The following is a 26171-nucleotide window of genomic DNA, read 5'->3' as shown; positions in this document are numbered from 1 at the left end:
CCTCATATGAGTTCAAAAGGTACTGCAGACGCGGTCCATCGGCATGAACAGCTGGGACTTAGCGATGGTGAAGTATTGGATATGTACAAATACATGCTGCTCGCACGCAAGTTTGACGAGCGTTGCTTGCTCTTACAGCGGGCCGGCAAAATTAACTTTCACGTATCCGGTGTAGGACAGGAAGCTGCGCAAGTAGGCGCTGCATTCGGTCTGGACCGGGATCACGATTATTATTTACCGTATTACCGCGATTATGGCTTTGTACTGGCGGTCGGCATGACTCCACGTGAGCTGATGCTGTCTGCTTTTGCGAAGGCGGAAGATCCGAATAGTGGCGGCCGGCAAATGCCGGGTCACTTCGGTCACAAAAAGCTGCGGATTGTAACGGGCTCCAGTCCAGTTACGACACAGGTTCCGCACGCTGTAGGGTTTGCATTGGCTGCCAAAATGAAGAAGGAAGAGTTCGTTTCTTTTGTAACTTTTGGTGAAGGGTCAAGCAACCAAGGAGATTTCCACGAAGGTGCCAATTTCGCAGGTGTTCATAAACTTCCTGTGATCATTATGTGTGAGAACAATCAGTATGCCATCTCGGTGCCAATTCACAAGCAGCTGAGTGGGAAAATATCGGATCGTGCACTAGGTTACGGGTTCCCGGGACTGCGTGTAGACGGAAACGATGCGCTGGAAGTATATGGTGCAGTCAAAGAAGCTCGTCGCCGCGCAATCGCTGGTGAAGGACCTACACTTATTGAAGCGATGATGTATCGGTTGTCTCCACACTCCACTTCCGACAATGATCTGGCATACCGGACCAAGGAAGAGGTTGAAGAGAATTGGAAGAAGGACGGCGTGCTTCGCATGAAGAACTATCTGATCGATTGCGGCATCTGGGACGAAGCCCGGGATGCGGATCTGGCTTCCCAGCTTGCGCTGGAAATGAAAGAAGCGACTGAATACGCAGACAACGCGCCATATCCGAAACCTGAGGACACTCTGACGCACGTTTATGCGGACAGCGAAGAAGGGGGACGGTAAGTATGGCGGTTATGGAATATATTGATGCAATCCGTCTCGCGATGAAAGAAGAGATGGAGCGGGATGAAAATGTCTTTATCCTTGGTGAAGATGTCGGGGTTAAAGGCGGTGTGTTCACTACAACCAAAGGGTTGCAGGATCAGTTCGGCGAAATGCGTGTCATGGACACACCTTTGTCCGAATCAGCGATTGCAGGTGTAGCTATTGGCGCTGCGATGTACGGTATGAAACCTATTGCCGAGATGCAATATTCGGATTTCATGCTGCCTGCAACAAATCAGATTATTAGTGAAGCGGCCAAAATTCGCTATCGCTCCAACAATGACTGGAGTTGCCCGATTGTTATTCGTGCGCCAATTGGCGGCGGTATTTTTGGTGGGCTGTATCACTCCCAATGTCCGGAATCGATCTTTTTTGGCACACCAGGTCTGAAAATTATAGCTCCATACTCGGCATACGATGCGAAGGGACTGCTCAAAGCAGCCATTCGCGACCCGGACCCGGTTCTCTTTTTTGAAAATAAAAAATGTTACAAGCTGATCAAGGAAGATGTGCCGGAAGATGATTACATCGTTCCAATTGGTAAAGCCAACGTGCTTCGCGAAGGAGCAGATATTACAGTTATCGGGTATAGCCAGCCACTTCATTTTGTCATGCAGGCTGCCGAAGAGCTGGAGCGTGAGGAAGGCATTACTGCCCATGTACTGGATCTGCGCACATTGCAGCCACTTGATCGCGAAGCCATCATTGCATCCGCTCGTCTGACTGGCAAAGTGCTGATTGTGCATGAAGACAATAAAACTGGTGGTGTAGGAGCGGAAGTTGCGGCTATCATCAGTGAAGAATGTCTGTTCGAGCTGGATGCGCCGATTCAGCGTCTCTGCGGACCGGATGTACCGGCAATGCCGATTAGCCCAACATTGGAGAAATTCTATATGCTGAGCAAGGATAAAGCCAAGGAAGCGATGCGTACACTCGCCGAGTATTAAGTCGTGTATTGAGATAGTTTAAAAGCAAAGTTTGGAGTGATATAACCAATGAGTATGAAATGGATCGAGGTCATTATGCCGCAGCTGGCGGAATCGCTGGTCTCGGCTACCATTGCCAAATGGTTGAAAAAACCGGGTGACCGGGTTGAACAATACGAACCGATCTGTGAAGTAATTACGGATAAAGTCAATGCAGAGATTCCATCAACCGTTGATGGAATTATGGGTGATTTGTTGGTCGAGGAAGGTACGACCATTGCGGTTGGCGAAGCCATCTGCCGCATGCAGGTAGCTGCTTCTGATGCGGAAGCAGCAGGACAAGTAACCCAAGCTTCGCAGCAACAGAATGGTGATCATGTTCATGCACAACAAAGTGCGAACTACGTACCTGCTGCTGGTGTAGCGAGTACAACAGCTCATGATCCCAATCAGCCGATGCGTAACCGCTATTCTCCTGCGGTTCAATCCCTTGCAGCTGAACATGGTCTGAACTTGCAGAGCATTCAGGGCACTGGAGCAGGTGGACGGATTACACGTAAGGATGTACTGGCTGTCATTGCACAGGGTGGAAACGCGGGCGCAACGTCTGCACAGTCTTCTACTGTAGCAGGACAGCAGGTCTCTTCAGCAGCACCTTCAGGTTCTCCTTTCAGCGGATTGAATCGGGGGAATGCAGACTTGGGCGCATCTGCCGGAGAAACAGTTCCAGCAGCTGACGCAGGCGTTCCTGTGAGACATTCCGGTATACATCTGACCGAAAGTCCGAAAATTCCGCAAATCGAAGTAGAGGGTGGCGGACAGGGAAGATCCGAATACTTCATCGACGTTACTCCAGTTCGTAATGCCATTGCTCGTAATATGCGTCAAAGCGTATCGGAAATTCCTCATGCGTGGACGATGATTGAAGTGGATGTGACGAATCTGGTGATGCTGCGCAACAAACTCAAGGATGAGTTCAAGCGCAAAGAAGGTATTAACCTGACGTATCTGTCCTTCATGATGAAGGGTGTCGTCAATGCCATTAAAGACTACCCAATCATGAACTCCGTCTGGGCTGTTGACAAAATTATTGTCAAACGGGATATCAACCTGTCGATGGCAGTGGGTACAGAAGACTCTGTACTTACACCTGTAATTAAACATGCTGATCAGCGCAACATCGCTGGCCTAGCTCGTGAAATTGATGAGCTGGCACGCAAAACTCGTGAAGGCACGTTGAAGCTGGACCATATGCAGGGCGGAACCTTCACGGTTAACAATACCGGATCATTTGGGTCCATTCTGTCACAACCTATCATTAACTACCCGCAGGCAGCGATTCTTACCTTTGAGTCGATCGTCAAGAAACCTGTGGTCATTAATGACATGATTGCTGTCCGTTCCATGGCGAACCTTTGTCTCTCCCTGGACCATCGTATTCTGGATGGAGTCATTAGCGGACGGTTCCTGCAACGTGTAAAAGAGAATCTTGAAGGATACACCATGGAATCGAACGTGTATTAAGAGAGAGCAAGTGCATCATTTCAATGAGTTACAAATGATGCCAAGCGCTGAATAGATGGATAATGGGAAAGTGTATGTGCCAATGGCCGTGCACTTTTCCCGTTTTCTTCAATAGAATGCTCATCATTATACAATGAACATTGAAACAGAAGGGTGTGGGGGAATCATGAGCAAGCCGCTGGATGTGGTATACATACCGATGCTTGATTATGAAGAGGCTTGGAACCGCCAGAAAGCGATTGTGCAGCAACTGGATGAGGGAGAAGGAGCGGAACAGATGCTGTTGCTCCAGCATCCGCCGACGTATACGATCGGTTCACAGAATCACCCGGAGCACCTGCTTCTCAGTGAAGACGAACTGCGGGAGCAAGGCATCTCCTTGTTTCAAATTGACCGTGGCGGTGATATTACTTATCATGGCCCTGGCCAGTTGGTAGGATACCCGTTAATTGTTCTTGGGCGGGATGAAGCCTTGGATTTGCATGGCTATTTACGTTGTCTGGAGCAGATGATTATTGATTATTTGGCTGATCAGGGTATTGAAGCGGGACGTAAAGACTCTTACACAGGTGTATGGATTGGAGATTTAAAAATTGCCGCCATCGGTGTAAAGTTCAATCGGTGTAAACATCGGCGCGGCTTCGTGACGAGTCACGGATTTGCTTTTAATATCACCTCGGGCATTCAGCACGCAGGCTTTCAGGGTATTGTTCCTTGCGGGATTGAGCAGTATGGTGTGACCTCGTTGGAGGATATTACAGCCAAGACCTACACTGTAGAACAGGTTGCGCACGATATCGTTCCATATTTTAATCGGATTTTCCCGTATGAGATTACCTGGATTACAGAAAAAGAAGCCCTTCCCCGTCTGTAAATCAGACAGTTAAAAGGCTTCAGGTTTCTATCCGAACAATAAAGGTTCGAGCGCAATGAAAAGGGTGGACCCAATCATGGCGAGCAGCATGAGATAGATAATGATGCGGAACCATTTCTTTTTTTGCATGATGAGAGAACTCCTTTCAACAAATAAATAAACAGACCATAGTAATTGTATTGTACCGTATCGAAGAAAGGTAGGAAAGTCCTATGATAAAACAGCAACGTGTTATTGATCATTTTATGGAACTGGTGCAGATTGATAGTGAAACAACCCATGAACAAAATATATCAAAAGTGTTAAAAGAACAGTTTACTCAGCTGGGCCTCAGTGTATATGAGGACGACACCATGGAGAAAACTGGACATGGCGCTGGTAATCTCGTGGTTACCTGGGAAGCCGAGAATACTGAAGAAGCAGCACCAATCTTTTTCACATGTCATATGGATACGGTAACGCCTGGACAAGGAATTAAACCTGAGCTGGGTGAAGATGGTTGGATTCGCAGTGATGGCACGACAATTCTGGGTGCAGATGACAAGGCGGGGATTGCCGCTTTGTTTGAAGCGATTCGAGCTATTCAAGAGAACAACCTTCCACATGGAAAAATTCAATTTGTGATTACCGTAGGTGAAGAGTCGGGTCTGGTTGGTGCACGTGCAATGAATCCGAAGGATATTGAAGCCGAGTTCGGTTATGCTCTGGATTCCAACGGAGCCGTGGGTACAATCTGTGTGGCTGCTCCGGCCAGAGCGGAAATTCAGATGAAGATCTATGGGAAATCCGCACATGCGGGTGTGAATCCGGAAGACGGCATCAGTGCCATTCAAGTGGCGGCCAAAGCAATTGCAGCGATGAAGCTGGGACGAATTGATGATGAGACTACAGCGAACATCGGCAAATTCCAGGGTGGATCAGCACTAAACGTCGTCTGCGATTTTGTGCAGATTGAGGCTGAGGCCCGCAGTATTGTGCAGGAGAAGGTAGAACTTCAAGTGGCCCAGATGCGTGAAGCTTTGGAAACGACATGCCGCAAATATGGTGCAACCGCTGAATTCCGCAGTGAGATCCTGTATCCTGCATTTGGCTTCCATGATGAACACGAGGTTGTTCAGCTTGCACAGCGTGCCATTCGGAGCCTGGGGCTGGAGACGAGCACGTTTGCATCCGGTGGTGGCAGTGATGCCAACATCTTCAATGGGTTCAACATACCTACGGTCAACCTGGCTGTAGGCTATGAGGACATCCATACGACGAAAGAACGCATCCGCGCTGAGGATATTGTGAAACTATCTGAAGTGGTTGTGGCTATTATTCAGGAAACGGCTGCTAGTAAAAAGTAATCCAAAAAGACTGAGGGTGAAACTCCCCCATGCTTCAACTGAAAAGTCCGAATCCGGTACAAACCGAGTTCGGACTTTTTGGCAAAACCATGTTATATTTCATGGGTATTGCAGACCAAGAACAGTATCATTTACGTCCAGCGAGCATATCGATTAATTTGGCATCTGGACCCCACTCACGCACCCATTGTCTGAGTATGAGCTGGACTTGTCTGGCTTGTCCGACCACGTGTACGGATTGCGGTGTTAAATAACTGTTCATTGGTTGTCCCCCTGATTTGCTATATTTGTTTGAAATCGCTATAAGCTCACCATATGCCAAAAAACAGAGGTTTATACGTATAAAGAAAATCAAAATTCGAAGAAGTGGAGTTGAAGAACAGATGAACCCAACCAATCATAAGCATCCTGCCAATCCAAAACTTGACGAAGAGACCATATCGACAAAGCCCATCTTCGAGGGCAAAGTCATTTCCCTTCAAGTCGACACAGTCAAGCTGCCTAACGGTCAGACTGCTACCCGTGAGATCATCCGTCATCCTGGAGCAGTGGCTGTCCTCGCGCTGAATGGAGATCGTATGCTCGTCGTTGATCAGTATCGTCAAGCCATGGGACGTACCGAAGTCGAGATTCCGGCAGGCAAACTGGACCCAGGAGAAGAACCTGAAGTGGCAGCAGCGCGTGAATTGCGCGAAGAAACCGGTTATGTAGCCAAATCACTGCGGCATCTGCGTTCATTTTACACTTCGCCAGGATTTGCGGATGAGATCATCCATTTGTATATCGCGGAGGAGCTCGAAGCAGGGGACATGGCTTTAGACGAAGATGAATTTCTTGAAGTATCCGAGATTACAATTGAAGAGGCTTATCAATTGATGGATCAGAATCGGATCAGTGATGCCAAAACGATGATGGCTGTGTATGCATGGGATCTTTACAGAACAACAGGACGGTTTTAATGATGAATGAGCAACAGGTAGCGTCTGCAGGGTGGGAGCCTTGTTATGCAGACCTCCATATTCACATTGGACGAACTTCGCGCGGAGAAGCTGTTAAAATCAGTGGAAGCCGTGATCTGACCTTCGAGAACATTGCTAGAGAAGCCTCGGATCGCAAAGGAATTCATCTACTCGGTGTCATTGATTGTCACTCTCCGGTTGTACAGATGGACATCGAACAGTTGCTTGAGAACGGCACGATGTCCGAGCTTGAGGGAGGGGGCATTTCGTATCAGGACACAACCATCCTGCTGGGTACAGAAATAGAGCTGCGCGAGCCGGGGATGCGGGAGTTTCATATGCTGGCTTACTTCCGTGATCTGAAAACCATGAAGTCCTTCACGGACTGGATGAAACGTTATATGAAAAATGTAAACCTGAGTTCACAGCGGGTATATGTACCCGCGCTTGAGATGCAGGTCGAGATAAAGGCGCGTGGTGGGCTTATTGTGCCAGCCCATGCGTTTACCCCGCATAAAGGCATATATGGCAGCACAGCCCCTCGTATGGCTGATGTGCTGGATACTAGCCTGATTGATGCCGTTGAGCTCGGGCTAAGCTCTGATTCATCCATGGCCAGTTATATTGAGGAACTGGATAAGGTCCCCTTTCTGACCAACTCGGATGCTCATTCTCTGGGCAAGATTGGACGAGAGTACAATGAGTTGCATCTCGCGAAGCCTTCCTTTGACGAATTTAGTATGGCACTTAAAGGACAAGCAGGCAGAAACATTACAGCCAATTACGGTTTGAATCCAAGACTAGGCAAATACCATCGTACCTATTGTGCATCCTGCGGAAGCATTATGGACGAGCATTGGATGTCGGCGGAACGCTGTCCATATTGTGGTAGTTTGAAGCTTGTGCAGGGTGTACTCGATCGTATAATGGCAATCGCTGATCGGGAGAGTCCGCATGTTCCAGCAAACCGACCTGCTTATCACTATCAGGTACCTTTGGAATTTATCCCGGGTTTGGGAAAAGCTAAACTGCGCCAGCTGCTGGACCGCTTAGGTACGGAAATGAACGTATTACATCGCACAAGCGAGGATGAACTTGCAGAGGTCGTTGGGCCAGTTCTTGCAGGTCTTATCGTTGCTGCGCGGAATGGTCAACTGGAATTGTCATCTGGTGGTGGGGGCACTTACGGAAAGGTGTCCAGCAAGGAAAGTTCAGAGTAGAGAAGTTTGCGGTAGGGTCATAAAGTGAAGTTAGCATCATTGGTACGGGAATGGCATTTTGTCATGAAGAAGAAATTGGAATCTGGACAAGAAGTCATACGTGTGCATTCCGGTTCATAAGAATGACTATGAGGATTTCACTCGACATCCTTGCAGCATGATAACCGGAAAGGGGACTCGTACCTGTATGCGTTCTGCCTACTTCACATTCAAAGGCCAAACCTCTTTATATGTATTCGTGGCTGTCTTGTTTCTGGTGGGTGTCATTTTTGGCGCCCTGATGGTTAATGCCCTATCCCTTGAACAACGCCAGGATTTGGAGGGATACCTCGGTAACTTCTTCATGACGGTACAGCACAGCGGACAGGTGATTGAGACCGGAACCTATTGGGACATTGCCATGCTTCATCTAAAGTGGGTTGGCCTGATCTTCATTCTGGGTTTATCGGTCATCGGCCTGCCGGGCATATTGGTTCTGGATTTTCTGAAAGGAGTGCTCATTGGTTTTACAGTGGGTTACCTTGTCGGACAGTATTCATGGAAAGGGCTGTTGTTTGCCCTGGTTTCCGTTGCGCCTCATAATTTATTCGTGATTCCGGTACTGCTCATTTGCAGTGTGTCGGCCATGACCTTTTCCTTATACATTATTCGGAACCGTGTTCTGATGCAGCGGACGCCAGGTCGTCAGAAGCCTTTTGCTTCATATATGGTGTTAACTCTCGTTATGGCAGCACTGCTGCTAGGGGTTGCGTCATTTGAAACATGGGTTACACCTGCGATGATGCGCTGGGTCACACCGATGCTACTACCAGCTTAGCTTTGCGCGTGATAGTGTAAAATGTTGACTTTAATTATGTACTCCCCCTATAATGAAAGAAGTGGGTTAAGTTGCAGTGTGCAGTGATTTCCTAGGGGGAGGGAGAAAATGGAAGCACGGATCGATAAAATTAAGCAGCAACTACAGTCCCAAGGATATAAATTAACGCCCCAGCGGGAAGCCACCTTAAGAGTACTTCTTGAGAATGAAGAAGATCATCTGAGCGCAGAAGACGTATTCATGCTCGTGAAAGAAAAGGCTCCCGAAATCGGTCTCGCAACCGTGTACCGTACCCTCGAACTGCTGAGTGAGCTGCATGTTGTAGAGAAAATCAACTTCGGCGACGGTGTAGCGCGTTATGATCTACGCGGAGATACATCCAAGCATCACCATCATCACTTAATCTGTGTTCAATGCGGAAGTATGGATGAAATACGTGAAGACTGGCTTGGACCGCTTGAAGAGCGACTGGAGCGGGAATTTAACTTTTCGGTAGTAGATCACCGATTGGATTTCCATGGGATTTGTTACCGTTGCAAAGCTAAAAATGACCAGAAGCCCAAAGACGAAGAATAACATAGCATATCTTCAAGCTCTCACCGGCGGTTTTGACGGGAGAGCTTTTTTGGTCCAGCGTGTGATGTGAGGTTTACCCTGAAGGTCATATTCTTGTGTTCGGTAACATACCCTGATTCTAGACGAGTCGGATTCGAACCAGAAAGGGGTACAACCCATGATTATATCGCTGCGGAGAGGACTCCGTTTTATTCGATTTATCGTATTTTTTGCTGCATTAGTTTATCTGTTCTATCATGTCCTGGATTTGTTCAACGGATGGATCTCACCTGTGGACCAATATCAGATGCCAACAGGAAATGCGGTTAAAGTATTTCAGGAAACGGTTTGGCCAAGTAACGGGGAAGGACGTCCTACAATGGCAGAGCGTCTCCGTTTATTTTATTGGTACGGAGAGTAGCTGGACAGCCAGGGATGCAAATACGGAAGCAGGTTGCCCGTGTGGCAGTCCTGTCAGATGAGGAGCGTTGTGCATGAAGCAGACGATACACGCCTATGCCTTATACTTGGAAGAGGATAAAGGGATGTCGAGCAGCACGCTGGAATCGTATCTTCGGGACGTGGACAAGTTCATCGAATTTGCGGATAAAGAATACGGTATCCGGGAAGCGGAGCAGGTGCGCCGGACACATGTTATCCTGTTTGTAGGTCAGCAGAAACAGGCAGGACGTGCGAATGCAACCATTGCCCGCAGCGTCGTATCCCTGCGCTCCTATTTTCATTTTTTGATGCGGCGTGGTGACATATTACAGGACCCTACGTTTGATGTGGAGGCTCCAAAAGCAGACAAGACACCACCGCAGGTGTTAACCATCCAAGAGATCGAATTGCTGCTCGCATCCCCCGATACCCGTTCACCGCAAGGGGTGCGTGACCGGGCCATGCTGGAGCTATTGTATGCGACAGGCATTCGTGTATCTGAACTGATTGCACTGGATGTGCGGGACGTACAGCCAGGCATGCGCTTTATCCGCTGTGGAGGTGCCGGTAAAGAACGAATTTTGCCAATAGGTGCGCCTGCAGCAGAGTGGGCAAGTGTTTATGTGAACGAGTACCGAAACCTGCTAATTAAAAATGATACGGACGAGCAGGCTCTCTTTGTCAACGTATCCGGTAGAAGATTAACCCGGCAGGGCTTCTGGAAGCTGCTCAAAAAAGCAGCGATGGATGCGGGAATCTCTGGTGAAATTACCCCACATACGCTACGTCATTCCTTTGCCGCTCACCTGATTGCCAGTGGGGCAGATACCCGCGCGGTGCAGGACATGCTCGGTCATGTGGAGCAGCCTGGGCAACAATATGGACATCATGGCCGCAAAACGATGAAAGAGATTTATGAATCTCATCATCCGCGGGCAAAATAGTTTCTACTTGGATATAAATCTGCAAAAAAAAGCGGAACAATAGTCTGATTTAGGATAAAATAAATTGAACACATTTAAACGCCGTTATACATAAGCGAATGCATCATTTCAGCGTGTAGTTTTGATTGATGCCATTTGCGGATACAGACGGATCGTTTCAACTCAAGGGGGAACATCTTATGACAGCATTAAACCAACAGATGATTTTGGAAGCGGCATCTTACATCCAAAGCAAAAGTTCCATTAAACCGGAAGTCGGTTTGATTTTAGGTTCAGGACTTGGCATTTTAGCAGAATTGATTGAAGATGGCGTCAGCATCGCCTATCAGGATATTCCGCATTTTCCAGTGTCCACAGTAGAGGGACATGAAGGCGAATTGCTGGTGGGAACCATCAAAGGCCGTCCGGTCGTCATGATGAAAGGTCGTTTCCACATGTACGAAGGATATGGCCCGGAACTTACTGCCTTCCCGGTGCGTGTTATGAAAGAACTGGGTGTAACTTCCTTGCTCGTAACGAACGCTGCAGGTGGAGTGAATACCTCTTATGAGGCTGGTGACCTGATGCTGATCTCGGATCATCTGAATCTCACAGGCAAGAATCCATTAATCGGACCGAATGACTCCGCGCTGGGTGTGCGTTTCCCAGATCTGTCCGAAGCGTACAGCCGCCGTCTGCGTGCGCTCGCGAAGGATACAGCTGCGTCACAAGGTTTTGATGTACGTGAAGGGGTATACGCAGGTATGCTTGGTCCAAACTACGAGACACCAGCTGAGATCGTGATGCTGCGTACGTTGGGTGCGGATGCTGTCGGCATGTCTACCGTTTCTGAGGTTATCGTAGCACGCCACGCTGGCCTGGAAGTGCTCGGTATTTCTTGTATCAGCAACATGGCTGCCGGCATTCTGGACCAGCCGTTGTCGCATGATGAGGTTATGGAGACGACAGAACGTGTTCGTGAATCGTTCCTGGCCCTTGTGCTGGCTGTTATTCCACAAATGTAACTGACCATTAAGAAAAGGCGATCTACCCTAATGTGATTCATTGGGGCAGGTTGCCTTTTTTATTTCCTTAACGGCTGTTCACTCATCCAGTAGTTCAGGCTCGTTTTTTGGTGTTTCACATGGATTACATAAAAAGTTCGGGAAATCATTCTTTACATGGAATAATTTACTTCAATCGGGCCGACAATGATTAGCAGTACATGCATGCATGGAACATGCAGTAAGCAAGTCATTTGAGGAGGTAACCTTAGTGAAGAAACGAATAATGGCATCGTTCATGACCCTTTGTATCCTGCTGTCCCTGATGGCATCAACCGCGCTGGCTGAAGAAACTCCCAAAGCAGCGGGGGGAACAGATTTGGCCCCGTCGGCACGCTCCGCCATTTTGATGGATGCAGATACGGGCACGGTCATTTTTGAAAAAAACAGTCATGATCAGCTGCCTCCGGCGAGCATTACGAAGATTATGACCATGCTGCTCACCATTGAAGCGGTCGATTCTGGCAAGTTGAAGCTGACGGATAAAGTGAGAACGAGTGAATATGCTGCATCCATGGGTGGATCACAGATTTTTCTGGAACCTGGGGAAGAGATGTCGGTCGACGATATGTTAAAAGGGATTGCTATGGCCTCTGGTAATGATGCTTCTGTAGCAATGGCTGAGAAAATTGCTGGCTCAGAGGAAGCCTTTGTACAACTGATGAATGAACGGGCAAAGGAGCTCGGCATGAAGGATACTCATTTTGCCAACTGTAACGGCCTTCCGGTAGATAATCATTATTCTTCCGCGCATGACATTGCGGTCATGAGCCGTGAACTGCTGAAGCATCCCGGAATTACGAAATATACTGGTGCATATCAGGACTACCTTCGTAAAGATAGCGAGAAGCCATTCTGGCTGGTGAATACGAACAAGTTAGTTCGTTTTTACTCCGGTGCGGATGGGTTGAAAACAGGATATACTTCCGAAGCCAAGTTTTGTCTCTCGGCTACAGCGATGAAGGATGGTCTGCGTGTCGTTTCCGTGGTGCTGGGCGAACCCAATACCAAAACACGCAACAGCGAAGTGTCCTCGATGTTTGACTATGCTTTTGGGCAATACACGATGAAACCTCTGTACAAGTCAGGGGACCTGTTGGGCAGTCTGAAAATTGAAAAAGGTGAAGTTGCTGAAGTGCCGCTGAATGCAACACAAAATTATAGTGTGCTGATGCGTAAAGGTGCAAAATCGGATGAGATCCGTCATGAATTGCTGATGGCCAAAGAAGTAAAAGCTCCGGTCAAAGCAGGTCAGAGTGTAGGTAAACTAGTCGTCTACCAGGGCAATGAAGTTATCAAGGAATTCGACATTCAGGCTCCGCAGGATGTGGACAAGGCAGGCTGGTGGAAGCTGTTCAAACGCACAACCTCCAATCTGTTCGATTAAACGGCGATTTATGCAGGTTGCGTACATCCTTTGAACATATTTTGTAGTTAAATAGGGGTTTTCTTCTAGTTTTGTCGGGGGGCAGGAAAAGCCTTCGGGAACGTAGAAATCCTTGTTCAAGACAGGGAGGAGAGTGAGCAAACGTGAACTTGCATGTGGAAATGGAACATCACCGCGGGATTCTGATTGTGCGATTATCCGGGGAGCTGGATCACCATACAGCTGATATGGTACGGATGCAGATGGATGAAGCCATCCAGCGCAGACAATGCGAGCATCTGGTACTCAGCCTGAAAGATCTGCAATTTATGGACAGTTCGGGTCTGGGTGTCATTTTGGGAAGATATAAGCTCATTAAGAATAAAGGCGGCAAGATGGTTGTCTGTGATGTCAATCCGCCAGTGTATCGTTTGCTGGAAATGTCGGGTTTGTTCAAGATTATGCCGATTTACGAAAATGAGGGAACTGCTCTCTCGGGTCTGGAGGTCGTCTCATGAATGAAGGAACGGGGACAAATTTCATGAATCTGCAATTCGCGGCCAAGTCGGAGAACGAATCGTTCGCACGGGTGACGGTTGCTGCCTTCATCTCCCAGCTTGATCCTACGATGGACGAGCTTAGCGATCTGAAGACAGTCATTTCGGAAGCCGTAACGAACAGCATCATCCACGGTTATAACAACAATCCGGAAGGTGTCGTGTCCATTCAAGCCGAGATTCGCGATGACATGATCACCATCATTGTGGAAGACCGCGGTGAAGGCATCGAAGATCTTGAACTGGCCAAACAGCCGTTGTATACGTCCAAACCCGAACTTGAGCGCTCGGGCATGGGCTTCACCATTATGGAAAACTTCATGGATGAATTCGAAGTCAGCAGTGAGCCCGGCAGAGGCACCTCCATCAAGATGAAGAAAAGGATTGAATCCAAGAAAGCATTGTATAATTAGGGGTTGGTGGTCTTATGGATGCTGAAGTGAAACAGTCTTCACAGACCTATTTGGACGATGCCGAGGTCAAACGGCTGATTGCGCTCAGTCAGTCGGGTGACCATGTCGCACGGGATACGCTGGTGAACTGCAACATCAGACTCGTCTGGTCCGTCGTACAACGTTTTATGAACAGGGGATATGAGCCGGAAGATCTGTTCCAGATTGGTTGTATCGGGCTGCTCAAATCGGTGGATAAATTCGATCTCAGTTATGATGTAAAATTCTCCACCTATGCTGTCCCGATGATTATCGGAGAAATTCAGCGCTTCCTGCGGGACGACGGCACCCTTAAGGTCAGTCGTTCACTGAAGGAGATGGCGAATAAAGTCCGCAAGAAAAGGGATGAATTGTCCAAAAACCTGGACCGTCTGCCCACGATCAAGGAAGTGGCTGAAGAGCTGGGGGTAACCCCGGAGGAAGTTGTTTTTGCGCAGGAAGCGAACAAACCGCCTACCTCTATACATGAGACGGTTTTTGAGAATGACGGTGATCCGATTACACTAATGGACCAGATTGCCGACGAGTCTCAGGAACGGTGGTTTGACAAACTGGCGCTAAACGAAGCAATAGGCGGTCTCAGTGAACGGGAACGGCTGATTGTATACCTCCGGTATTACCGGGATCAGACCCAGTCCGAGGTCGCCAGTAGGCTGGGTATATCCCAGGTGCAGGTGTCGCGGCTGGAGAAAAAAATACTTCAATCCATCCGCGACCAGATCGCACAGTGATTTTGGATTGCAGGCAACAATATTGGTGTTAAAACACCAATATACGACAACTAACAACCTTCTATCGCGCATTAATATGCGAAGAAGGTTATTTGTCGTTAGCCTGGATGGGTTTGGGACGATTCGACTGCAACAATAATATCAATCCAATGATACATGCGGTTCCCAGCCATTGAAATAAACCAAAAGGCTCATGTAACCAAATAACAGTGGTGCCAACGGCAGCAAGAGGCTCCGCACTTCCCATTAAACTTGTTTCTTTGGCTGTCAGGCTTTTTAAACTTTCGATATAGAACCAGAATGCAATCATTGTCCCTAAAATAATGGTAAAGGCCAAATATCCGTAGGTTTCCAAACGCAAGCTGGCAAAGTCTATTTCCCATGGTGGGTGGATGAGACTTAGTGCAGCCCCTCCGATAATCATTGCCCAGCCGACAACGACGAGTGAATCAAACTTTTCAATCAGCTTCACGGCGTAGAGAGTATAAAAGGCAGCGGCAACTCCGGATAACACCCCCCACAAAACAGCGGGTAAAGGCACAGACAATTGGGAGAGAGAACCATTAGTCAGTAGAAGAAAACACCCGCTTAGAGCCAGAATCGCTGATATAACATCCTTTCTGGTCAGAGTAGCCTGTTTTCTCCAGATCATATAGACCATGATCATGACTGGTGACAGATATTGAAGTAATGTCGCCACTGCGGAGTTGCCATGTTGAATAGACGCCATTTACGTATATTGAACAGCGAGCATCCCGAATAATCCGAAAGTGATTAGCTGCAAGGCTGTTTTTTTCTGCTTCCACATATCGAAAATTTGCGAGCGCCTTGTAGTAAAGGATTGAACCATCAGCAGCAGTATACCCGCAATCAGCAGTCGTACCGTTACAAACCAGTTGACTTCGATTCCGTATTGTTGAAACAGTTTTTGTGAAACCGTTCCACCAATGCCCCAGCATATCGCTCCTGTAAGAACGAAGAAGAGGCCTGATTTTCTGGATCTTTGAATAGATATTTTCATGAATAGCGTCCTCACCTTAAATATAAGAATAGTGCTATATTAAAACGTAATAGGCTATAATAATATCAATATCGCACAGATAAATATCATTATATTGAGATGAGAAAATATGCTTAAAGTAGAATTCAGGATTGATCAGAACGGGAGGGAACTAACGGAGCATCGTACAGTTACTCTGCCTGTTGCGTGTTATGAAACCACAATTGTACGCAATGTTCACGGGCATATTCCTTTGCACTGGCATGATGAATTGCAGTTTGTTTTGGTTGTCCAGGGCGAAGCTCTTTTTTATGTAAATGATCAAAAGATCGTTGTGCCACAAGGCGACGGGCTGTTTATCAACAGTGGTTGTATGCACATGGCGGAGGAACGGGGGGAGAAGAATAATTGTATTTATCTTTGTCTAAATGTCTCTCCGCAATTTGTTGTACCATCCGAGTTATATTTGAAGTACGTTCATCCTTATATCTCAGCAACCAATTTACCTTATCTTCATATCAAAAGGGAAGTTCCCTGTGGAGCTCAAGTCCTGAACGCCATTCGGCATGTTAAAAAGGACCTGGCTGAGCAGGCTCCATTTTACGAAATGAATGTGGCTTCAAGCCTTTTAACGATATGGAAACATCTGATTACAAGCGGATACGCGCTGGAATATGATCCATCCAAAATCATTAGAAGCAGGCGAATAAAGGACATGGTTGAATGGATTCACCTGCACTCCGCTGAACCAATCAAATTGGAGGATATTGCGAGGGCGGGTCAGTTAAGTCGCTCGGAAACCTGCCGTTATTTCAAACAAATGCTGAAGACAACCCCTATGCAGTATGTAATCGATTATCGCATCCAAAAGAGCGTGGAGCTGTTGCAACTCCAGGAACGCAGTATAACCGAAATTGCTTATGAAGTTGGATTTAATAGCACAAGCTATTTTATTAATCAGTTTCGCAAAATCATGCAAATCACCCCGTTAAAGTTCAGAAGAGAAATGGAGTTGAGGAATAAGGAGGGTTATTGAGCAGTGAAAATGAAGGTATTGTTATCCGCGCTGCTGATAATCACGGCTATTGTTTTTGTTTACATGCGTTATTTCCCCAAAGATACCTAATCCCCAAGTTTCTTACCAGTCAATCCATACCCTCTTCTCTTCTCAATAAGTCGCTATAATAGCGGCTTTTTTTGTTTGTTTAACAAAAGGATTGTGAAAAAATAAAGTCCAAATTCACCATCTATTATTTCTCTTACTACAGCCTCCCAGCATATTTATTTCAGTCCTTTGGGAAAAAAGGGAGACACGTGCAGCGGAGGGATGGAATCGGACTAAGGAGCAAAGCGTGAGGGTTCGTCTAAGGATACACACAAGCAACGCAGGCGGCAGATTAGACCTGAAGAAGCGAAGCGTTCGCCTTTGTCTCCGAATTTCTACACTAGTAGAAATCAATCAAGAAAATTTGGAGACAACAGCGATCGGAAGGTTGGTCTGCAGCTGGAGTGCCTGCGTGTAGTTCTCTTACTAACCTGAGAGCAACAGCGACCGATGGCCGATCCATCCCGAAGCGCCCTCAGTGTCTACAAAACCTTTTTCCAACCAGAATGTAATAAATTTGCACATTCTTCAAATACTAACCTAAATTACGCAGTAAAGGAGTGTTCCGGATGTCCCTGACACCCACTCCAACGGTCTATGTTCGATTGCGCAGCCGTATTCGTATCCAAAGGGGCCGAAGTGTCAAGCTTGGAGATGTAGCTCACTTGCTCACCTCTCCCGAAGAAAAGGAAGGAAGGCTGCTTGAACTTGAATTGCTGCGCCCCGGACCGGAGGATGGCAATCTGATCCTCATTGATATATTGCAGATCATCCCTCAGATCCGTCGGGCCATACCAGATGTCACCGTTGAATTGATCGGATCGGGTCATACGCTTGTTGAGGTAGTTGCGGGAAGTGGCAAACCTTCCAAATCCCTGTTTATCCTGGTGTGGCTGCTGCTTTTCTTTGGATCAGCGTTGACCATTATGAATTTTCATGCTGACGTAAACATGCAGGAAGTTCAGATTCGAATTGTAGAGATGATTACAGGCCGCCGGGATGAGCATCCGTATCTGTTTCAGGTGGCGTATTCAATCGGGATAGGATTTGGCATGGCCGTGTTCTTTAATCATTTATTCAAGAAAAAGTGGAATGAAGAACCTACCCCTTTGGAGGTGGAAATGTTCCTATATCAGCAAAATGTAGACAAGTATGTGGTGATTGAAGAAACCGAACGTATGCATGAAGAGGAACGCAGGGAGATGAATGCGGATGAGCGTTCTTAACGGAGCAATCAGCATTGTGCTGGGTATTGCGGGGGGGATCGCGGTCGGAAGTGGTGTGATTGCGCTTATTCTCGTGCTTGATATGATCCCAAGACTAGCTCAGCTTACGCGAACCTATGACAAAACCCATTGGTATGAAGGGGCCTTGATCGGAGGTTCGCTGCTCGGTACCGTTGCGGATTTTTGGCACTGGAAGGTGCATGGAGCGGTGTTGCTGAGCCCGATCATCGGACTGTTTTGCGGTGTGTTCATCGGTCTGCTTGCTGCGGCACTCACAGAAGTGTTGAATGTACTGCCAGTGCTGGCGAAACGACTGGGCATGAAATCGTATCTATTTGGATTGCTGCTTGCCATGATTTTGGGGAAGATGACAGGCTCCCTGTTTGACTTTTTTGTATACCAGCGTTGAAACGTTTGGCCTAAGGAGGATGGGAAATGGACGTAAGATCAGACAACGACGGGCATAACTCCAGCGAAGCAACATCCGAAGAGATGATGCATAAATCTCCTTATGAGATTCAGGAGGAAGAAGAAAAGAAGGCTTACGAAAAAAAGAAGCAAAATGAAATGTCTGACAGTATCGAGGAATCAGTAGAATATTGGCAGGAAAACGACGATATTTCCCCTCGCATGAGTGATAACAGATATACGCTTCAACAAGTGTTGGGACTTGGGGAGTCCTTTGATGTGAATATGAGGGAAATGGTCTTGGGCGGCAAACACGTTGGATTACTGCTGCTGACTGGATTTGCGAAGGATGAAATTTTGCTCGAAGTGTTAAAAAGATTAACGTATCTTACACCGGAGCAAGTGTCTGGACATGCACTGAAGTCGTATTTCGAATGCTACATTCCTCATATTCAAGTTGAGCGAGTGGAGAAAATGAGTGCTGTCATTAACAAGGTCCTCACAGGCATGAGTGCCATGTTCGTCGAAGGGGATCGTTCCGTTATTGTTATGGATACCCGCAGCTATCCGGTACGCTCACCAGAGGAACCTTCGCTGGAGAGAGTGGTCCGTGGTTCTAGAGACGGGTTTACAGAGACACTTCTGACCAACGTGGCGTTAGTACGCCGAAGAATACGGGACCCTGGATTAAAGTTTGAAATTATGCAGGTCGGACGCAGATCGCAAACGGATGTCTGTGTTGTGTATATTGATGATATCGTGGACAAGGTTCAGGTAGATTCCGTTCGCGAAAAAATCAAACGAGTAAATATCGACGGTATCCCTGCTGCCGATAAGCAGCTTGAAGAAGCGATTATTAACAAGGGTTGGCACCCGTATCCGTTGGTTCGGTATTCGGAACGACCGGATGTGACAGCTTCCCATCTGATGGACGGACGTGTGGTTGTATTTGTAGATACTTCACCCAGTGTGATGATTCTGCCCACGACCTTTTTTGACCTATGTGAGCATGCGGAAGAGAACAGACAGACCGCCTTTATGGGAACCTATCTGCGCTGGGTACGATTTGGAGGTATTCTGATTTCACTTTTCCTGTTGCCGTTGTGGTTGCTGATGGTTATTGACCCTGCCATTAAGCCAGCAGGAATGGAGTTCATCGGCCCTCACGAGAATGCACAACTTCCGCTGATTCTGCAGTTCCTGCTTATTGAATTCGGGGTGGATTTATTGCGGATGGCAGCAGTTCATACCCCGACGCCACTCGCTTCGGCCATGGGTTTGATTGCGGCCATTTTGGTCGGAGATATCGCCGTGAAAACAGGTTATTTTGTGAATGAAGTTGTACTTTACATGGCGATTGCCGCCATTGGTATGTTTGCAACACCCAGTTATGAGCTTGGTTTGGCGAATCGGTTGGTCAGGTTGTTTTTGCTCGTTGCTGTGGCGATATTCAAGGTTCCCGGCTTCGTTGTCGGGACGACGTTCATTATTGTGGCGCTCACCTTGCATCGCTCCTACAACTCTTCGTATCTCTGGCCATTCATACCGTTTAATGCAAAGGCTTTGGGTAACTTTTTATTCCGTTTGCCACTGTTGGAGAATAAAAAACGTCCTTCGATCAACAAAACGCGTGACAATACCAAAATGGACAGTGATCCGGACGGGGAATTGCAAAAAAGTAAAAAACACAAATGATCTGCCGAAAAATCCATTCTTCTCATTCACTAATTTGATATACTGGTGTAAAATCATTGGAATAACAGCTGTTCCAGTATATAAAAAGTGAGGAATGCAGATATGTATTTACATGGTACAAGTAAAATAAATGCACAGGGACATCTGGAAATTGGCGGAGTCGATACTACCGTCCTGAAAGAACAATTTGGAACTCCCCTGTATGTTGTGGACGAGCAATTAGTTCGTGAGCGTTGCAGAGAGTACATGGAAGCGTTCCGTGCTTCAGGCCTGGGTTTCCAGGTTGCTTATGCAAGTAAAGCATTCTGCGTAATGGCCATGTGTGCCCTTGCTGCGGAAGAAGGACTTTCCTTAGATGTAGTATCCGATGGTGAATTGTTCACGGCACTACAAGCCGGTTTCCCGGCAGAGCGTATTCACTTCCACGGCAACAACAAAACATTGGAAGAGATCGAAATGGCGCTTGATGCAGAAATTGGCTGCTTCGTTGTAGATAACTTCAATGAACTGCATCTGTTGCAGGCTGTAGCATCGGACAAAAATCGTAAAGTAAACATTTTGCTTCGTGTGACGCCTGGTGTTGAGGCCCATACACATGAATATATTTCCACAGGTCAAACAGATTCCAAATTTGGATTCGATATCGGCAATGGTACAGCATTTGAAGCGATTGACTTGGCTTCCAAGCAGTCTAATCTGGTATTGCTCGGTGTGCATTCCCACATCGGTTCCCAAATCTTCGAAGTTGAAGGCTTCCAGATGGCTGTTCAACGTGTTGCTGAATTTGCAGCAAGTGTATATGAACGTCTTAATGTTGCTTTCAAAGTGGTTAACCTGGGTGGTGGATTCGGAATCCGTTATATCGATGGAGATACACCGCTTGAAGTTTCACAATACGTGAAAGCGATCACGGATGCGGTAAAAAATCATTTTGCTCAAATCGGATATGCCGTGCCTGAGATCTGGGTTGAACCAGGCCGCAGCATCGTAGGTGAAGCCGGAACAACACTCTACACGGTTGGAACAAGCAAAGATATTCCAGGGGTTCGTAAATACGTAGCTGTGGATGGTGGAATGACAGACAATCCACGTCCAGCGCTGTATGAGTCCAAATATGAAGCTGTATTGGCAAACCGTGCAAATGAGGCAGCTCAGGAAACGGTATCTGTTGCTGGTAAATGTTGTGAGAGCGGCGATATGCTGATCTGGGATTTGGATCTGCCCAAAGTGCAAAGCGGAGATCTGCTCGCAGTAGCTTGCACAGGTGCTTACAACTACTCCATGGCAAGCAACTATAACCGGATTCGTCGTCCGGCAGTTGTATTTGTCAAAGACGGTCAAGGGGATGTTGTCGTACGCCGTGAGACGTATCAGGACATCATCCAGAATGATCTGGTACCTGAGCGTATTGCAAAACAGCCAGTTACCCGTTAATTTAAGTTCAAATAGCGGAGTTCTATATGAAGAAGACAAAAAAGGACACTCTTTTTTGTCTTCTTTTGCATCTTGAGGGCTGGATTTTGAAAAAATCTTGCTGATTATTTTGCGATCAATCCATTTTCGGTGTACACTAAGAAAAGTGCTATAAAGCTTGGCCCAGGGTCATGCGTTCTGGCACCATTAACGATGGTCAATACGAAAGGAGTCATTTACATATGGCGAAACAAGCGAAAATCAAAATGGCAAACGGCGGAGAAGTTGTAATCGATTTGTTCGATCAAGAAGCTCCAAACACAGTAGCAAACTTTGAGAAACTGGCTAACTCCGGTTTCTACAATGGTCTTGTATTCCACCGTGTTATTCCGGGCTTTGTAGCTCAAGGCGGATGCCCTAACGGTTCCGGTGCAGGCGGCCCAGGTTACACAATCAACTGTGAAATCAACCCGAACAAACATGAGCGTGGAACATTGGCTATGGCACATGCAGGCCGTAACACAGGCGGAAGTCAGTTCTACATCTGCTACCAACCGCAACCACATTTGGATGGACAACATACTGTATTTGGTAAAGTAACCAAAGGTATGGAGTTCGTAGACGCTTTCGAAGGTCGCGACAAAATGGAAACTGTTGAAGTAGTAGAAGCTTAATCAATAACTGTATGTAAACCGTTTCGCAATTAGCGAAGCGGTTTTTGTTTACACTTAAGCTTATTAAAAGTTAGTATGTGACAAAAAGGAACAAAAAACAATTGATTTTTTGACGTTAAAGTGCTAACATCCAATTAATAACGCAACGAATCCTTCAGGGCAGGGTGCAATTCCCTACCGGCGGTGATGCAGTATGTGAGGATATCTATCCAGCATTGATGCAAAGTCCGTGACCCGTCTGCCTGTGGCAGATGGCTGATCTGGTGTAATTCCAGAACCGACAGTATAGTCTGGATGGGAGAAGGAGAGGGTGCAGTCTTTAGGGCCGCATTCCGCAGGAGTGTTGCTGTACAGTTTTTGACGAATTCATTTCCTGTGCAGGGAGAAATCCGGTTACTTTCGGAAAATCTTCATACATATGCCACATCATAGAAGCTCTTTACCTGTAATTGAAGTTCATTAAGGTATGTGTCTGCTTTCACTTGCCTGAAATGAAGTTTTGGGCGATGTGTTGTTGGCGATGTATCAATAGTACTGCTGGTGACACATGTCTCTCATCATCCCCATCGAACGGTTTGTTCGACGGGGATTTTTTATTGGATATGGAACATGCCTCTCTGTTGGAAGGGAGGTCTATAACTTAAGATTTTAACCGTGGGGTGAACGGACTTGGAAATGATTAATGATGAATTTTATATGGCGCTGGCACTGGATATGGCAGAACGGGCACAAGGACAGACCGGAATCAATCCGGTAGTCGGTTGTGTCGTTGTAAAAGAAGGACGTATCGTGGGCCTCGGAAGTCATCTCAAACGGGGAACGGGTCATGCAGAGGTTCATGCGCTGAACATGGCGGGCAGTGATGCTGAAGGCAGTACAGTATACGTTACGCTTGAACCCTGTAGCCATTATGGCAAGACTCCACCATGCAGTGAACGTCTCATTCATGAGAAAGTGAAACGTGTCGTCGTATGCTGCGAAGATCCGAATCCGCAAGTCTCCGGCAGAGGGATCAGCATGCTGCGTCAACAAGGGATCGAAGTTGAAGTTGGAGTGCTGCGTGAGCGCGGAAGACGGATGAATGAGAAATTCATCAAATACATTACAACAGGTCTCCCCTTTGTAACTTTGAAGACGGCCTCTACTCTGGATGGCAAAATCGCTACGCGTAGCGGTGACAGCAAATGGATCTCTAACGAGTCAGCTCGCGAGATTGTTCACGCGCTTCGTCATCGCCATCAAGGGATTATGGTTGGTGTGGAAACGGTAATTGCAGACAATCCCGAACTCACGACTCGCTTGCAAGTGGAAGGGATTAGCCCGGTACGAATTGTGGTCGATTCCAAGCTGCGTCTGCCTGTAGGAGCCAAAATGGTCAAGGATGGCCTTGTACCAACTTGGGTGCTTACAACGGATGAGGCGAGCCCTGAAGCGGCTGAGCGGCTGGAAGCCTATGGGGTGGAGATTATACGTTGTGGTCCAGGACCACGTGTTGATCTGTTGAGTGCACTCAGCAAGCTTGGTGAGCGTGAAATTGGTTCGATTCTGCTTGAAGGCGGGGGCACTCTGAATGGTGCCATGCTGGAAGCACGGTTGGTAGATCGACTGCTCATGTTCATTGCTCCGAAAATTGTTGGAGGATACGAAACACCAGGCAGTTTCCGCTTCGAGGGTGTAGAGCGCATGAGTCAGGCAATTCAATTGCATCAGCTGGAAATTGAACAAGTTGGAGATAATATTAGCATTGGCGGAATTCCAGTTTGGCCTGAATAAATGAATTAACGATAACGAAATAAATAAAGGAGGCGGTAGCATGTTTACCGGTTTGGTGGAAGAAGTCGGTCAGATCCGGCGTATAGGTCGGAAAGGCGAAGCGATGGTCCTGAATATCGGAGCTTCCGCCATCATGAACGACTTGAAGATTGGCGATAGTGTAGCTGTGAACGGGGTATGCTTAACTGCGACAACCCTGGAGGGTGGCGGATTTACTGCCGATGTGATGCCCGAGACATATCGACATACCAATCTTAGTCAATTGCAATCAGGTAGCAAAGTTAATCTGGAGCGAGCCATGCTGTCAGGTGGTCGTTTTGGGGGGCATATCGTTCAGGGCCATGTCGATGGCACTGGGGTCATTGGAAGCATTACACGTGACCAGAATGCAATTGTTTTCGAGATCAAACCTGATGATACGCAGCTGTTCAAATATCTGATACCCAAAGGGTCTGTAACCCTGGACGGAATTAGTCTGACCGTTGTGCATACTTCACAGAGTGCATTCACTGTATCCATTATTCCACACACCATTGGTGAGACCGTATTAAATGTGAAAAAGACGGGTGATACCATCAATATTGAATGTGATATTTTGGGCAAATATGTGGATCATCTACTGCACTATGGTAAGGGACATCAGGAGACAGGTGCGGGTAAGCCGAGAAGTATCAGTGAGGATTTCCTCGCTAATCACGGATTTGCTTAACAAATCGTAATTGATTAACTACAAATATAAATTGAAATAGAAACTGGAGGGGGACCTATGTCAGAGAAATCCATTCTGAATTCTATTGAGGAAGCCATCTACGATCTCATGCAGGGTAAACCAGTTATTGTGGTGGATGATGAGGATCGGGAGAATGAAGGCGACTTTATCGCTTTGGCGGAAAAGGCTACACCTGAAGTAATCAATTTCATGATTACCGAAGGCAGAGGTCTGGTGTGTGTTCCCATTACGCAGCAACGTGCCGATGAACTCAACCTGAAACCTATGGTCCAGCAAAATACGGACTTTCATGGGACGGCTTTTACCGTCTCTGTAGATCATAAAGATACCACAACGGGCATCTCGGCTCATGAACGCTCCATTACAGTCAAGGGGCTGATTAATCCGGAAGCGAAAAGCGGAGATTTCCGCAAGCCGGGCCATATGTTTCCACTCATCGCCAAAGACGGCGGAGTGCTAAGACGCGCGGGACATACGGAAGCGGCTGTAGACCTCGCCATTATGTGCGGTTCCTATCCGGCAGGTGTAATCTGTGAAGTGATCAAGGAAGATGGCACGATGGCCAGACTTTCGGATCTGCAGGAGATCGCCCGCAAGCATGATCTGAAGCTGATCAGCATTCAGGACATGATTCGGTACCGGAATGAGAAGGAGCAGTTGGTTAAACGCGAAGTAGCTGTACGTATGCCAACAGACTTTGGTGAATTCCAGGCGGTGGCCTACACCAATGCGGTGGACAACAAGGAGCACGTCGCTTTGGTTAAAGGCGAAATTGACGGATCGAAACCTGTATTGGTTCGCGTACACTCCGAATGTCTCACAGGGGATGTATTCCATTCTCATCGATGCGACTGTGGTCCACAATTCGATGCAGCATTGAAACAAATTCATGACGAAGGCAATGGCGTTCTGCTCTATATGAGACAGGAAGGACGAGGCATTGGACTGATCAACAAACTCAAAGCTTACAAACTGCAAGAGGAAGGTTTGGATACCGTGGATGCCAATCTGAAGCTTGGGTTTGCTGCCGATCTTCGAGATTACGGTATTGGAGCCCAAATTCTTAAGGATCTTGGCGTTCGTCAAATTCGCTTGTTAACCAACAATCCACGCAAAATTAAAGGGCTTGAAGGGTACGGACTTGAAGTGGTGGAACGAGTTGCCATTCAGATGGAAGAGAACGAGGATAATACGGTCTACTTGCACACGAAGCAGGCGAAACTCGGCCATATGCTAAAGTTCGACGATATCGAGCAGAATGAAGAAAAAAACTGAGTAGCTTTTCTGAGGTTAAACAGGGTGAACTAGTTTCCAA

General features: G+C 47.2%; 27 protein-coding genes, 1 pseudogene and 1 riboswitch. Of the genes and pseudogenes, 25 read left to right on the top strand and 3 right to left on the bottom strand.

Annotated features, from left to right (window positions below):
• Window positions 1-6 precede the first annotated feature (6 nt).
• The 4 genes from HP548_RS23575 (at window position 7) to lipB (ending at window position 4401) form a co-directional block, all read left to right on the top strand.
• Window positions 7-1035: a thiamine pyrophosphate-dependent dehydrogenase E1 component subunit alpha gene (locus HP548_RS23575; RefSeq protein ID WP_099858198.1), complete on the top strand. Its 1029-nt coding sequence runs from the start codon at window positions 7-9 to the stop codon at window positions 1033-1035.
• A gap of 2 nt (window positions 1036-1037) precedes the next feature.
• Complete coding sequence (locus HP548_RS23570) at window positions 1038-2024, top strand: alpha-ketoacid dehydrogenase subunit beta (RefSeq protein ID WP_024630968.1); 987 nt, start codon at window positions 1038-1040, stop codon at window positions 2022-2024.
• Window positions 2025-2072: 48 nt separating this feature from the next.
• A complete protein-coding gene (locus HP548_RS23565) occupies window positions 2073-3527 on the top strand; it encodes a dihydrolipoamide acetyltransferase family protein (RefSeq protein ID WP_175383056.1) in 1455 nt (484 codons plus the stop codon).
• Window positions 3528-3693: 166 nt separating this feature from the next.
• Window positions 3694-4401: a lipoyl(octanoyl) transferase LipB gene (gene lipB / locus HP548_RS23560; protein WP_175383055.1), complete on the top strand. Its 708-nt coding sequence runs from the start codon at window positions 3694-3696 to the stop codon at window positions 4399-4401.
• Window positions 4402-4428: 27 nt separating this feature from the next.
• Here the strand turns inward: lipB and prli42 are convergent, their stop codons facing one another.
• On the bottom strand, window positions 4429-4530 hold the full coding sequence (gene prli42, locus HP548_RS23555; protein ID WP_090810668.1) for a stressosome-associated protein Prli42: 102 nt from the start codon (window positions 4528-4530) through the stop codon (window positions 4429-4431).
• Between the two features lie 83 nt (window positions 4531-4613).
• Between prli42 and HP548_RS23550 the strand changes: the two genes are divergently transcribed.
• Window positions 4614-5747 carry a tripeptidase T gene (locus tag HP548_RS23550; protein ID WP_076291900.1) on the top strand — a complete coding sequence of 378 codons (1134 nt, stop codon included), beginning with the start codon at window positions 4614-4616 and terminating at the stop codon, window positions 5745-5747.
• A gap of 127 nt (window positions 5748-5874) precedes the next feature.
• Here the strand turns inward: HP548_RS23550 and HP548_RS23545 are convergent, their stop codons facing one another.
• Window positions 5875-6009: a Z-ring formation inhibitor MciZ gene (locus HP548_RS23545; RefSeq protein ID WP_143764840.1), complete on the bottom strand. Its 135-nt coding sequence runs from the start codon at window positions 6007-6009 to the stop codon at window positions 5875-5877.
• A gap of 121 nt (window positions 6010-6130) precedes the next feature.
• On the opposite strand from HP548_RS23545, the gene HP548_RS23540 reads away from it, so the two are divergent.
• The 11 genes from HP548_RS23540 to sigF all read left to right on the top strand — a co-directional run bounded on the left by HP548_RS23540 (window position 6131) and on the right by sigF (window position 14832).
• Window positions 6131-6706 (top strand): NUDIX domain-containing protein, encoded by a 576-nt coding sequence (locus tag HP548_RS23540; RefSeq protein ID WP_076291901.1) that lies wholly within the window; start codon window positions 6131-6133, stop codon window positions 6704-6706.
• Window positions 6706-7926 (top strand): endonuclease Q family protein, encoded by a 1221-nt coding sequence (locus tag HP548_RS23535; protein WP_409347674.1) that lies wholly within the window; start codon window positions 6706-6708, stop codon window positions 7924-7926. Before HP548_RS23540 ends, HP548_RS23535 begins: the two co-directional genes overlap by 1 nt.
• Before the next feature lie 187 nt (window positions 7927-8113).
• Window positions 8114-8743 carry a stage II sporulation protein M gene (gene spoIIM, locus HP548_RS23530; RefSeq protein WP_076291903.1) on the top strand — a complete coding sequence of 210 codons (630 nt, stop codon included), beginning with the start codon at window positions 8114-8116 and terminating at the stop codon, window positions 8741-8743.
• Window positions 8744-8851: 108 nt separating this feature from the next.
• Window positions 8852-9319, top strand: coding sequence for a ferric iron uptake transcriptional regulator (fur, locus tag HP548_RS23525; RefSeq protein WP_063565729.1), 468 nt, complete (start codon window positions 8852-8854; stop codon window positions 9317-9319).
• A gap of 157 nt (window positions 9320-9476) precedes the next feature.
• The gene (locus HP548_RS23520) at window positions 9477-9719 is read left to right on the top strand and encodes a DUF4227 family protein (protein ID WP_024630960.1); all 243 of its coding nucleotides are present in this window, start codon (window positions 9477-9479) and stop codon (window positions 9717-9719) included.
• 73 nt (window positions 9720-9792) lie between these two features.
• The gene (locus tag HP548_RS23515; protein ID WP_076291904.1) at window positions 9793-10683 is read left to right on the top strand and encodes a tyrosine recombinase; all 891 of its coding nucleotides are present in this window, start codon (window positions 9793-9795) and stop codon (window positions 10681-10683) included.
• Between the two features lie 179 nt (window positions 10684-10862).
• A complete protein-coding gene (locus HP548_RS23510) occupies window positions 10863-11687 on the top strand; it encodes a purine-nucleoside phosphorylase (RefSeq protein WP_076291905.1) in 825 nt (274 codons plus the stop codon).
• Window positions 11688-11991: 304 nt separating this feature from the next.
• Entirely contained in the window at window positions 11992-13113 is a 1122-nt protein-coding gene (locus HP548_RS23505; protein WP_246318228.1) for a D-alanyl-D-alanine carboxypeptidase family protein, read from the top strand.
• Between the two features lie 143 nt (window positions 13114-13256).
• A complete protein-coding gene (gene spoIIAA, locus HP548_RS23500; protein WP_036663380.1) occupies window positions 13257-13610 on the top strand; it encodes an anti-sigma F factor antagonist in 354 nt (117 codons plus the stop codon).
• Entirely contained in the window at window positions 13607-14062 is a 456-nt protein-coding gene (gene spoIIAB, locus HP548_RS23495; RefSeq protein ID WP_062324397.1) for an anti-sigma F factor, read from the top strand. Before spoIIAA ends, spoIIAB begins: the two co-directional genes overlap by 4 nt.
• 14 nt (window positions 14063-14076) lie before the next feature.
• On the top strand, window positions 14077-14832 hold the full coding sequence (gene sigF / locus HP548_RS23490) for an RNA polymerase sporulation sigma factor SigF (RefSeq protein ID WP_076291907.1): 756 nt from the start codon (window positions 14077-14079) through the stop codon (window positions 14830-14832).
• Between the two features lie 88 nt (window positions 14833-14920).
• Here sigF and HP548_RS23485 read toward each other — a convergent pair.
• Window positions 14921-15853: pseudogene (locus tag HP548_RS23485) on the bottom strand (DMT family transporter).
• A 109-nt stretch (window positions 15854-15962) separates the two neighbouring features.
• Between HP548_RS23485 and HP548_RS23480 the strand changes: the two are divergent.
• The 9 genes from HP548_RS23480 to HP548_RS23440 all read left to right on the top strand — a co-directional run bounded on the left by HP548_RS23480 (window position 15963) and on the right by HP548_RS23440 (window position 26131).
• A complete protein-coding gene (locus HP548_RS23480; RefSeq protein ID WP_175383053.1) occupies window positions 15963-16868 on the top strand; it encodes an AraC family transcriptional regulator in 906 nt (301 codons plus the stop codon).
• 638 nt (window positions 16869-17506) lie between these two features.
• Entirely contained in the window at window positions 17507-18163 is a 657-nt protein-coding gene (locus HP548_RS23475; RefSeq protein WP_175383052.1) for a stage V sporulation protein AA, read from the top strand.
• Complete coding sequence (locus HP548_RS23470; protein ID WP_076291911.1) at window positions 18144-18572, top strand: stage V sporulation protein AB; 429 nt, start codon at window positions 18144-18146, stop codon at window positions 18570-18572. The genes HP548_RS23475 and HP548_RS23470 overlap by 20 nt, the downstream gene beginning before the upstream one ends.
• A gap of 83 nt (window positions 18573-18655) precedes the next feature.
• Window positions 18656-20266: a spore germination protein gene (locus HP548_RS23465; protein WP_099858268.1), complete on the top strand. Its 1611-nt coding sequence runs from the start codon at window positions 18656-18658 to the stop codon at window positions 20264-20266.
• A gap of 102 nt (window positions 20267-20368) precedes the next feature.
• Window positions 20369-21700, top strand: coding sequence for a diaminopimelate decarboxylase (lysA, locus tag HP548_RS23460; protein ID WP_175383051.1), 1332 nt, complete (start codon window positions 20369-20371; stop codon window positions 21698-21700).
• A 221-nt stretch (window positions 21701-21921) separates the two neighbouring features.
• A complete protein-coding gene (locus HP548_RS23455) occupies window positions 21922-22353 on the top strand; it encodes a peptidylprolyl isomerase (protein ID WP_024630947.1) in 432 nt (143 codons plus the stop codon).
• A 146-nt stretch (window positions 22354-22499) separates the two neighbouring features.
• A riboswitch (FMN riboswitch) is annotated at window positions 22500-22663 on the top strand.
• A gap of 359 nt (window positions 22664-23022) precedes the next feature.
• Window positions 23023-24126 carry a bifunctional diaminohydroxyphosphoribosylaminopyrimidine deaminase/5-amino-6-(5-phosphoribosylamino)uracil reductase RibD gene (gene ribD / locus HP548_RS23450; RefSeq protein ID WP_175383050.1) on the top strand — a complete coding sequence of 368 codons (1104 nt, stop codon included), beginning with the start codon at window positions 23023-23025 and terminating at the stop codon, window positions 24124-24126.
• 40 nt (window positions 24127-24166) lie between these two features.
• Complete coding sequence (gene ribE, locus HP548_RS23445) at window positions 24167-24835, top strand: riboflavin synthase (RefSeq protein WP_099858191.1); 669 nt, start codon at window positions 24167-24169, stop codon at window positions 24833-24835.
• Window positions 24836-24892: 57 nt separating this feature from the next.
• Entirely contained in the window at window positions 24893-26131 is a 1239-nt protein-coding gene (locus HP548_RS23440; protein WP_217504807.1) for a bifunctional 3,4-dihydroxy-2-butanone-4-phosphate synthase/GTP cyclohydrolase II, read from the top strand.
• The last annotated feature ends 40 nt before the right edge of the window (window positions 26132-26171 follow it).

The organism is Paenibacillus taichungensis (genome assembly GCF_013359905.1).
GTDB lineage: Bacteria > Bacillota > Bacilli > Paenibacillales > Paenibacillaceae > Paenibacillus > Paenibacillus taichungensis.
The sequence above is the reverse complement of the archived record's forward strand: the minus strand, read 5'-3'. Positions and strand labels throughout refer to the sequence as shown.